The organism is Mycobacterium sp., assembly GCF_029961025.1.
GTDB lineage: Bacteria > Actinomycetota > Actinomycetes > Mycobacteriales > Mycobacteriaceae > Mycobacterium.
Genome location: NZ_JASBVP010000004.1, coordinates 259,556 through 271,770, shown reverse-complemented (window position 1 = coordinate 271,770; position 12,215 = coordinate 259,556). Strand labels below are relative to the sequence as shown.

At 72.0% G+C, this 12,215-nt stretch carries 1 protein-coding gene; it reads right to left on the bottom strand.

The window, feature by feature from the left end:
* Positions 1–11,650 (bottom strand): type I polyketide synthase (locus QJR12_RS06470; RefSeq protein WP_300579955.1); only part of this gene is annotated, 11,650 nt, incomplete at its 3' end.
* Positions 11,651–12,215: the final 565 nt, after the last annotated feature.

Here is a 12,215-nt window from a genome sequence, read left to right as displayed (position 1 = left end):
TCGCCGGCAGCTGGCGGGCGCGCCGATGCACCGCCAGCGCGTCAAGGAACGCGTTGGCCGCCGCATAGTTGGCCTGCCCCGAGGAGCCCACCAGCCCGGCCATCGACGAAAACATCACAAACGCCGACACATCCAAATCACGCGTCAACTCGTGCAGGTTCCACGCCGCATCCACCTTGGCCCGCAACACCGCATCGACCCGCTCCGGGGTCAACGAGGTCACCACCCCGTCGTCGAGAACGCCCGCAGCGTGAAACACCGCCGATAGCGGGTGCTCGCGCGGAATCTCGGAGAGCAGCGCGGCCACGGCCTCCCGGTCGGCGGCGTCACAGGCGACCACCCGCACCGCGGCGCCCGCCCCGGTCAGCTCGGCGAGCAACTGCGCGGCACCCGGCGCGTCGGGGCCGCGGCGGCTCACCAGCAGCAGGTGACGCACCCCGTGGCGGCTCACCAGGTGGCGGGCCAGCGCCGAGCCGGCCATCCCGGTGCCGCCGGTGATCAGCACGGTGCCCGCCGCCCACGCGTCGGGCATCGTCAACACCACCTTGCCGATGTGGCGGGCCTGGCTTAAATACCGCAACGCCGCCGGTGCCCGGCGGATATCGAACGCCGTCACCGGCAATGGCCGCAGGATCGCGGGGGCGAACATCGCGGCCAGCTCGGTGAGGATCCGCTGGATCTGGTCGGCCCCGGCTTCGAAGAGGTCGAACGCGCGGTAGCGCACGCCGGGATGCCGTTCGGCGACGGCACCGGGGTCGCGGATGTCGGTTTTACCCATTTCCAAAAACACCCCGCCGGGGGTGACCAGCCGCAGCGAGGCGTCCACGAACTCCCCGGCCAGCGAGTCGAGCACCACGTCCATGCCGCGCCCGGCGGTGACCGCACGAAACTTGTCCTCGAATTCCAGGCTGCGCGAATCGGCAATGTGGTCGTCGTCAAAACCCATGGCCCGCAACGTGTCCCACTTACCGCGGCTGGCGGTGGCGAACACCTCCAGCCCCCAATGCCGGGCCAGCTGCACCGCGGCCATCCCCACCCCCCCGGTGGCGGCGTGGACCAGCACCCGCTGCCCGGGCTGCACCTCGGCCAAATACCGCAAGGCGTAGTAGGCGGTGGTGAAAACGGCCGAAACGCCGGCGGCCTGGGTGTACGACCAGTCGGCGGGCATCGGCAGCAGCAGCCGGACATCTGCGGCGACCAGCGTGCCGCTGCCGTCGGGAAAGAATCCCATCACCGCATCACCGATCGCGAAATCGGTGACGTCCGGGCCAACCTCGACCACCACGCCGGCGGCTTCACCGCCGAGCAGCGCCTCGTGGGTGAACATGCCCAGGGTGATCATGACGTCGCGGAAGTTGACGCCGATGGCGCGGATGGCCACCCGCACCTGCCCGGGCTCCAGCGGTGCCGGCGCCCCGGGCACCGGCTCAAGCAGCAAATTCTCGAAGGTGCCCGCGCTGGAAAGCCCCAACCGCCAGGGCCGATCGCCGTCGGGGGGCACCAACAGCTGCTCCACCGCGCGGCTGGGATGCACCCGCGGGGTGTGCACCACCCCGCCACGCAGCAGCACCTGCGGCTCCCCGGCCCCCAAAATCTGCGCCACGACAGCCTCATCGAGGCCCCCCGGCTCCCCCGGGCGGGGCGCGTCGATATCGGCGAGCACGATGCGGCCCGGATGCTCGGTTTGCGCCGAGCGCACCAGCCCCCACACCGCGGCCCCCGCCAAATCGGTGACATCCTCACCGGGTAAGGCCACCGCGCCCCGGGTCACCACCACCAGCACCCCCTGGTGGTGACCACCCAGCCAGGACTGCACCGCCGCCAGGGCCCGATGGGTGCGCTCATGGACCCCGGCCGGCCCCGCACCCGGCGGCGACTCGAACACCGCATAGGGCTGGCTGCCCGCGCCGCCGGCCACCGCGGCGGGCGACCACACCAGCTCGAAAAGCCGATCCGGGCCCGAGCGGGACACCGCCGCGCGCAGCTGCTGCTCGGTGACGGGGCGGGCCAGCAGCGCGCCCACCGACAACACCGGCAACCCCAAGGCGTCGGCCAGCTCCAGGGAGACCGCCTGCGGGCCCGCCGGGGCCAGGCGGGCCCGCACCGCGGTGGCGCCCGCAGCGTGCAGGCACACCCCCTGCCAGCAAAACGGCAGCATCACCGGCGCGGCCTCATCGGCCATCAGCAACCCGTGCAGGGCGGCATCCAGCAGCGCCGGATGGATCCCAAACCCCTCGGCCCCCCCGGCCGCCTGCGGCAGGCGCACCTCGGCGAACAGCTCCTGCCCGCGGCGCCACAACGCGCTTAGCCCCTGAAACGCCGGGCCGTACCCATAGCCGCGGCCCGCCAGCCGCCCATAACCCCCGTCGATCCGCACCGGCTCCGCCCCCGGCGGCGGCCACACCGACAACGACACCTCCGGGCGGCGGGCCCGGGGGCTGACCACCCCCTCGGCGTGGCAGACCCACCCCGCCTCGGGGTGCTCCCGGCAAAACACCGCCACCCGCCGCTGACCGGTGCCCTCGGGGGCCCCCACCAGCACCTGCAGCGCCACCGCCCCCGAGTCGGGCACCCGCAGCGGGCGGCGCACCGTCAACTCCTCAAGCACCGGGCAACCCACCTCATCCCCGGCGCGCACCGCCAACTCCACCAACCCCGCCCCGGGAAACACCCCCACACCGAACACCCGGTGATCCCCCAGCCAGGGCTGCGCCCCCAGCGCCAACCGCCCACTCAGCAGCAGCGCCCCACCCTCGGGCACCTCGATCACCGCCCCCAGCAGCGCATGCCCCCCGGCCTTCAACCCCAACCCCGCCGCATCGGTGCCCGAACCGTCGGGGCTCAACCAAAACCGGCGCCGCTCAAAAGCGTAGGTGGGCAACTCCACCCACCCCCCACCGGGCAGCACCGCCCGCCACTTAACCCCCACACCGGCCACAAACCCCTGCGCGGCCGAGGCCACAAACCGCCCCAACCCCCCGTCGTGGCGGCCCAAGGTGGGCAGCACCACCACCGCGTCGGCCCCGCCCAGGCACTCGGCGGCGGTCTCTTCGATCCCGCTGATCAACCCCGGATGCGGGCTGGATTCGATAAACGTGCGATACCCGTGCGTGCACGCGCTGCGCACCGCCGCCTCAAACTGCACGCCCTGACGCAGGTTGGCATACCAGTAGCCGGGGTCTAACCCGGCGGTGTCGACAAGAGCACCGGTGACGGTGGAAAAAAACCCGATCCGCGACGAGCGCGGCCGAATCCCCGCCAGCAGCCGCTCAAGCCGCCCGGCGATGGCCTCCACCGCGGCCGAATGCGCCGCGTAGTCCACCTCGATGCGCCGGGCCCGCAGCTGGCGGGCGGCGCAGTGGTGCAGCAGCTCCTGCAGGGCCTCGGCCTCCCCGGACACCACCACCGCCGAGGGCCCGTTGACCGCGGCGATACCCACCCGCCCCCCCAGCGGGGCCAGCAGCTCGCGGGCCTGCTCGGCGCCGCACCCCAGCGCGGCCATGCCCCCCGGCCCGGAGACTTCCCGCAACAATTGGCTGCGCGCGGTGACCACCCGCGCCGCATCCCGCAGCGACAACGCCCCGGCCACACAGGCGGCGGCGATCTCCCCCTGGGAATGCCCGATCACCGCATCCGGGTGCACCCCGATCGACTCCCACAACCCCGCCAGCGACACCATCACCGCAAACAGCGCCGGCTGCACCACATCGACCCGATCCAGCCCCGGGGCCCCCGGCGCCCCGCGCAGCACCTCCAGCAGCGACCAGTCCACGAACTCTTCCAGCGCCTGCGCGCACTCGTCTAACCGCTCGGCGAACACCGGGGAGCACTCGCGCAACTGCATCCCCATGCCCGGCCACTGGCAGCCCTGGCCGGGAAACACCAGCACCGTCTTGCCCGCGGGCGCGGCGGCGGCGCTGATCACCCCCGGGCCCAGATCCCCCCCAGCCAGCCCCGCCAACCCCGCCAGCAGCTCCTCACGCCGCGCGCCGAGCACCACCGCGCGCCGCTCAAACACCGAGCGCCCCGCCAGCGACCAGCCCACATCCAGCGGATCCAGCTGCGGGTGGGCGGCCACAAACGCCCCCAACCGCCCCGCCTGGGCGCGCAACGCCCCCTCGGTCTTGGCCGAAAGCACCCACGCCAACACCGGGGGACGCCACGGCGCCGGCGGGCGCGGCGGCGCCGGCGGGGCCTCCTGCACGATCACATGCGCATTAGTGCCCGAAATCCCAAACGAGGACACCCCCGCCCGGCGCACCCGCCCCCCCGCCGGCCACGCCCGCCCCCGGGTCAACAACTCCACCCGCCCCGCCGACCACTCCACATGCGGGCTGGGCGCATCCACATGCAACGTCGCCGGCAGCCACTCGTGGCGCAACGCCAACACCATCTTCATCACCCCCGCCACCCCCGCGGCCGCCTGGGTGTGGCCCATATTCGACTTGATCGAGCCCAGCCACAGCGGCTGGGCCCGATCCCGCCCATAGGTCGCCAGCAACGCCTGCGCCTCGATCGGATCCCCCAACGTGGTGCCGGTGCCATGGCCCTCCACCACATCCACATCGGCCGCCGAGAGCCCCGCACTGGCCAACGCCGCGCGCACCACCCGCTGCTGGGAGGGCCCATTGGGGGCGGTCAACCCGTTGGAGGCCCCATCCTGATTGACCGCCGAGCCGGCCACCACCGCCAACACCGGATGCCCCAGCCGCTGCGCATCCGAGAGCCGCTCCACCACCAGCATCCCCCCACCCTCGGAAAACCCGGTGCCGTCGGCGGCCGCGGCGAACGCCTTGCACCGCCCGTCCGGCGCCAACCCGCGCCAGCGGCTGAACTCCACGAAAATATCGGGGGTGGCGTTGACGGTCACCCCGCCCGCCAGGGCGAGATCGCATTCGCCGGAGCGCAGTGAGGCCACCGCCATGTGCAACGCCACCAGCGAGGACGAACACGCGGTATCCACCGACACCGCCGGGCCCTCCAACCCCAGCACATAGGCCACCCGGCCCGAGGCCACGCTGGAGGTCGTGCCGGTCAGGCGATAGCCCTCCAGCCGCGCTGAATCCCGCCCCAGCAGCCCGTAATAGGCGTCCATAATCCCCAGGAACACCCCGGTCGCCGAACCCCGCAACGACGTCGGGTCGATCCCGGCCCGCTCCAAGGCCTCCCACGACAACTCCAGGAACATGCGCTGCTGGGGGTCCATCGCCAGCGCCTCACTGGGCCCTACCCCGAAAAACGCCGGATCGAAATCGGCGACCCCGTCCACGAATCCACCGGTACGGGTGTAGCAGGTACCCGGGACGTCCGGGTCGGGGTTGAACAATCCGGCCAGATCCCAGCCCCGATCCGTGGGGAACGCCGACATCACGTCGCGGCCTTCGGCCAGCATCTCCCAGAGGTCCTCGGGGGAATTCACCCCACCCGGGAACCGGCACGCCATCCCGATGATGGCGATCGGCTCGTCACCGACCACCCGAACCGTGGGAACCTGCTTGACTTCTTGTGGGACTCCGGCGAGTTCGATGCGAATGTACTCGGCGAGACGGTTGGGCGTCGGATAGTCGAAGATCAGGGTGGGTGAGAGTGCCAGTCCGGTGGCGGCTTTGAGCCGGTTGCGCATTTCGACGGCGGTCAACGAGTCGAAGCCGAGGTCCTGGAATGCTTTTTCGGGGTCGATGGCTTCGGGGGTGGTGTTGCCCAGCACGGTGGCGATGTGCGAGCGCACCAGATCCAGCAAAACAGCGTGCTGCTCCTCCTCGGGCAGCCCGTGTAAGCGGTGGGCCAGAGCGGATTTCGACTTGGCCGCGGCCAGCGAGTCGTCGACCTGGCGGCGCGCCGGTCCGTGGATCAAGGAGCCGAACATCGGTGGTATCACAGCACCGCCGGCCCGTAGTGCGGTCAGGTCGATGCGGGCGGGAATCTGCACCGGCTCGCCGATAACCAGTGCGGTGTCGAGCAGGTCGAGGGCCTCCTCCGTGGGCAGCCCGGAAACACCCCATCGGCCGAGACGGGTGCGGTCGGCGTCGGCCAACCCGCCGGTCATCGTGCTGACCTGCTGCCAGAGCCCCCAGGCCAGCGAGGTCGCCGGCAGCTGGCGGGCGCGCCGATGCACCGCCAGCGCGTCAAGGAACGCGTTGGCCGCCGCATAGTTGGCCTGCCCCGAGGAGCCCACCAGCCCGGCCATCGACGAAAACATCACAAACGCCGACACATCCAAATCACGCGTCAACTCGTGCAGGTTCCACGCCGCATCCACCTTGGCCCGCAACACCGCATCGACCCGCTCCGGGGTCAACGAGGTCACCACCCCGTCGTCGAGAACGCCCGCAGCGTGAAACACCGCCGATAGCGGGTGCTCGCGCGGAATCTCGGAGAGCAGCGCGGCCACGGCCTCCCGGTCGGCGGCGTCACAGGCGACCACCCGCACCGCGGCGCCCGCCCCGGTCAGCTCGGCGAGCAACTGCGCGGCACCCGGCGCGTCGGGGCCGCGGCGGCTCACCAGCAGCAGGTGACGCACCCCGTGGCGGCTCACCAGGTGGCGGGCCAGCGCCGAGCCGGCCATCCCGGTGCCGCCGGTGATCAGCACGGTGCCCGCCGCCCACGCGTCGGGCATCGTCAACACCACCTTGCCGATGTGGCGGGCCTGGCTTAAATACCGCAACGCCGCCGGTGCCCGGCGGATATCGAACGCCGTCACCGGCAATGGCCGCAGGATCGCGGGGGCGAACATCGCGGCCAGCTCGGTGAGGATCCGCTGGATCTGGTCGGCCCCGGCTTCGAAGAGGTCGAACGCGCGGTAGCGCACGCCGGGATGCCGTTCGGCGACGGCACCGGGGTCGCGGATGTCGGTTTTACCCATTTCCAAAAACACCCCGCCGGGGGTGACCAGCCGCAGCGAGGCGTCCACGAACTCCCCGGCCAGCGAGTCGAGCACCACGTCCATGCCGCGCCCGGCGGTGACCGCACGAAACTTGTCCTCGAATTCCAGGCTGCGCGAATCGGCAATGTGGTCGTCGTCAAAACCCATGGCCCGCAACGTGTCCCACTTACCGCGGCTGGCGGTGGCGAACACCTCCAGCCCCCAATGCCGGGCCAGCTGCACCGCGGCCATCCCCACCCCCCCGGTGGCGGCGTGGACCAGCACCCGCTGCCCGGGCTGCACCTCGGCCAAATACCGCAAGGCGTAGTAGGCGGTGGTGAAAACGGCCGAAACGCCGGCGGCCTGGGTGTACGACCAGTCGGCGGGCATCGGCAGCAGCAGCCGGACATCTGCGGCGACCAGCGTGCCGCTGCCGTCGGGAAAGAATCCCATCACCGCATCACCGATCGCGAAATCGGTGACGTCCGGGCCAACCTCGACCACCACGCCGGCGGCTTCACCGCCGAGCAGCGCCTCGTGGGTGAACATGCCCAGGGTGATCATGACGTCGCGGAAGTTGACGCCGATGGCGCGGATGGCCACCCGCACCTGCCCGGGCTCCAGCGGTGCCGGCGCCCCGGGCACCGGCTCAAGCAGCAAATTCTCGAAGGTGCCCGCGCTGGAAAGCCCCAACCGCCAGGGCCGATCGCCGTCGGGGGGCACCAACAGCTGCTCCACCGCGCGGCTGGGATGCACCCGCGGGGTGTGCACCACCCCGCCACGCAGCAGCACCTGCGGCTCCCCGGCCCCCAAAATCTGCGCCACGACAGCCTCATCGAGGCCCCCCGGCTCCCCCGGGCGGGGCGCGTCGATATCGGCGAGCACGATGCGGCCCGGATGCTCGGTTTGCGCCGAGCGCACCAGCCCCCACACCGCGGCCCCCGCCAAATCGGTGACATCCTCACCGGGTAAGGCCACCGCGCCCCGGGTCACCACCACCAGCACCCCCTGGTGGTGACCACCCAGCCAGGACTGCACCGCCGCCAGGGCCCGATGGGTGCGCTCATGGACCCCGGCCGGCCCCGCACCCGGCGGCGACTCGAACACCGCATAGGGCTGGCTGCCCGCGCCGCCGGCCACCGCGGCGGGCGACCACACCAGCTCGAAAAGCCGATCCGGGCCCGAGCGGGACACCGCCGCGCGCAGCTGCTGCTCGGTGACGGGGCGGGCCAGCAGCGCGCCCACCGACAACACCGGCAACCCCAAGGCGTCGGCCAGCTCCAGGGAGACCGCCTGCGGGCCCGCCGGGGCCAGGCGGGCCCGCACCGCGGTGGCGCCCGCAGCGTGCAGGCACACCCCCTGCCAGCAAAACGGCAGCATCACCGGCGCGGCCTCATCGGCCATCAGCAACCCGTGCAGGGCGGCATCCAGCAGCGCCGGATGGATCCCAAACCCCTCGGCCCCCCCGGCCGCCTGCGGCAGGCGCACCTCGGCGAACAGCTCCTGCCCGCGGCGCCACAACGCGCTTAGCCCCTGAAACGCCGGGCCGTACCCATAGCCGCGGCCCGCCAGCCGCCCATAACCCCCGTCGATCCGCACCGGCTCCGCCCCCGGCGGCGGCCACACCGACAACGACACCTCCGGGCGGCGGGCCCGGGGGCTGACCACCCCCTCGGCGTGGCAGACCCACCCCGCCTCGGGGTGCTCCCGGCAAAACACCGCCACCCGCCGCTGACCGGTGCCCTCGGGGGCCCCCACCAGCACCTGCAGCGCCACCGCCCCCGAGTCGGGCACCCGCAGCGGGCGGCGCACCGTCAACTCCTCAAGCACCGGGCAACCCACCTCATCCCCGGCGCGCACCGCCAACTCCACCAACCCCGCCCCGGGAAACACCCCCACACCGAACACCCGGTGATCCCCCAGCCAGGGCTGCGCCCCCAGCGCCAACCGCCCACTCAGCAGCAGCGCCCCACCCTCGGGCACCTCGATCACCGCCCCCAGCAGCGCATGCCCCCCGGCCTTCAACCCCAACCCCGCCGCATCGGTGCCCGAACCGTCGGGGCTCAACCAAAACCGGCGCCGCTCAAAAGCGTAGGTGGGCAACTCCACCCACCCCCCACCGGGCAGCACCGCCCGCCACTTAACCCCCACACCGGCCACAAACCCCTGCGCGGCCGAGGCCACAAACCGCCCCAACCCCCCGTCGTGGCGGCCCAAGGTGGGCAGCACCACCACCGCGTCGGCCCCGCCCAGGCACTCGGCGGCGGTCTCTTCGATCCCGCTGATCAACCCCGGATGCGGGCTGGATTCGATAAACGTGCGATACCCGTGCGTGCACGCGCTGCGCACCGCCGCCTCAAACTGCACGCCCTGACGCAGGTTGGCATACCAGTAGCCGGGGTCTAACCCGGCGGTGTCGACAAGAGCACCGGTGACGGTGGAAAAAAACCCGATCCGCGACGAGCGCGGCCGAATCCCCGCCAGCAGCCGCTCAAGCCGCCCGGCGATGGCCTCCACCGCGGCCGAATGCGCCGCGTAGTCCACCTCGATGCGCCGGGCCCGCAGCTGGCGGGCGGCGCAGTGGTGCAGCAGCTCCTGCAGGGCCTCGGCCTCCCCGGACACCACCACCGCCGAGGGCCCGTTGACCGCGGCGATACCCACCCGCCCCCCCAGCGGGGCCAGCAGCTCGCGGGCCTGCTCGGCGCCGCACCCCAGCGCGGCCATGCCCCCCGGCCCGGAGACTTCCCGCAACAATTGGCTGCGCGCGGTGACCACCCGCGCCGCATCCCGCAGCGACAACGCCCCGGCCACACAGGCGGCGGCGATCTCCCCCTGGGAATGCCCGATCACCGCATCCGGGTGCACCCCGATCGACTCCCACAACCCCGCCAGCGACACCATCACCGCAAACAGCGCCGGCTGCACCACATCGACCCGATCCAGCCCCGGGGCCCCCGGCGCCCCGCGCAGCACCTCCAGCAGCGACCAGTCCACGAACTCTTCCAGCGCCTGCGCGCACTCGTCTAACCGCTCGGCGAACACCGGGGAGCACTCGCGCAACTGCATCCCCATGCCCGGCCACTGGCAGCCCTGGCCGGGAAACACCAGCACCGTCTTGCCCGCGGGCGCGGCGGCGGCGCTGATCACCCCCGGGCCCAGATCCCCCCCAGCCAGCCCCGCCAACCCCGCCAGCAGCTCCTCACGCCGCGCGCCGAGCACCACCGCGCGCCGCTCAAACACCGAGCGCCCCGCCAGCGACCAGCCCACATCCAGCGGATCCAGCTGCGGGTGGGCGGCCACAAACGCCCCCAACCGCCCCGCCTGGGCGCGCAACGCCCCCTCGGTCTTGGCCGAAAGCACCCACGCCAACACCGGGGGACGCCACGGCGCCGGCGGGCGCGGCGGCGCCGGCGGGGCCTCCTGCACGATCACATGCGCATTAGTGCCCGAAATCCCAAACGAGGACACCCCCGCCCGGCGCACCCGCCCCCCCGCCGGCCACGCCCGCCCCCGGGTCAACAACTCCACCCGCCCCGCCGACCACTCCACATGCGGGCTGGGCGCATCCACATGCAACGTCGCCGGCAGCCACTCGTGGCGCAACGCCAACACCATCTTCATCACCCCCGCCACCCCCGCGGCCGCCTGGGTGTGGCCCATATTCGACTTGATCGAGCCCAGCCACAGCGGCTGGGCCCGATCCCGCCCATAGGTCGCCAGCAACGCCTGCGCCTCGATCGGATCCCCCAACGTGGTGCCGGTGCCATGGCCCTCCACCACATCCACATCGGCCGCCGAGAGCCCCGCACTGGCCAACGCCGCGCGCACCACCCGCTGCTGGGAGGGCCCATTGGGGGCGGTCAACCCGTTGGAGGCCCCATCCTGATTGACCGCCGAGCCGGCCACCACCGCCAACACCGGATGCCCCAGCCGCTGCGCATCCGAGAGCCGCTCCACCACCAGCATCCCCCCACCCTCGGAAAACCCGGTGCCGTCGGCGGCCGCGGCGAACGCCTTGCACCGCCCGTCCGGCGCCAACCCGCGCCAGCGGCTGAACTCCACGAAAATATCGGGGGTGGCGTTGACGGTCACCCCGCCCGCCAGGGCGAGATCGCATTCGCCGGAGCGCAGTGAGGCCACCGCCATGTGCAACGCCACCAGCGAGGACGAACACGCGGTATCCACCGACACCGCCGGGCCCTCCAACCCCAGCACATAGGCCACCCGGCCCGAGGCCACGCTGGAGGTCGTGCCGGTCAGGCGATAGCCCTCCAGCCGCGCTGAATCCCGCCCCAGCAGCCCGTAATAGGCGTCCATAATCCCCAGGAACACCCCGGTCGCCGAACCCCGCAACGACGTCGGGTCGATCCCGGCCCGCTCCAAGGCCTCCCACGACAACTCCAACAGCATCCGATGTTGCGGGTCGGTCGCCAGCGCCTCGGCCGGTGACACCCCGAAAAAGCCGGCGTCAAAACCCGCGACGTCATCGACAAAGCCCCCGTGCCGGGTGTAGGTCTTCCCCGGCGCGTCGGGATCCGGATCGAACAATCCGGCCAGATCCCAGCCCCGATCCGTGGGGAACTCCGAGATCACGTCGCGGCCTTCGGCCAGCATCTCCCAGAGGTCCTCGGGGGAATTCACCCCACCCGGGAACCGGCACGCCATCCCGATGATGGCGATCGGCTCGCCCGACCGTTCCAGCAGCGCCCGGTTCTTGCGCTTCAACCGCTCGATTTGGACCAGCGATTTCCGCAGCGCCTCGGTCACATGCTGGAGTTGATCAACCATGTTGCTACCCCTCGCCTGGCAGTGGTCGTCCCCGACTGCTGAATGCGGCTCGCGCCCAGTCACAGAAGCTGTGGCACCACGTGACGACGTCGAACGCCGGCTCTTGCGTCCGAGAACATCGGTGGTTGAGTATGGCCAACTTGGGCGGGATTACCAAAACGTGCAATGCTCCCGGTTTAGCACCCGACCACGCTGCGTCGCGCCGCCTTACCCACCCCGATCGCAGGCCGGGCGTTCAGCCGACCCCGGTGGCGCCTGTGGCCCATGGGGCGACTGTACCCGCCGTTCGGGGGCGACGATCAAGCGCGTCATGCCGCCGGCGCTTCGCCCGGGACCGCGAGGTGCTCGGATGGCGGTAAGCCGTGGCGCGCCGCCGCTTACCGCCAACACGACCCGGTCACCACCGGGGCACCCGCCGTGATCCCGGTATTGTCATTAAGGATCAGTTCCCGTCGACGGACGGCGCGTCCCCGGCCGGGCGGGCGCCCCGGTATGCGGGGTGAGTCGGGAATTCGACCTGAAAGGGTGCGGCGACGAGATCCAGCGGGGAACCATGGCGGATGCT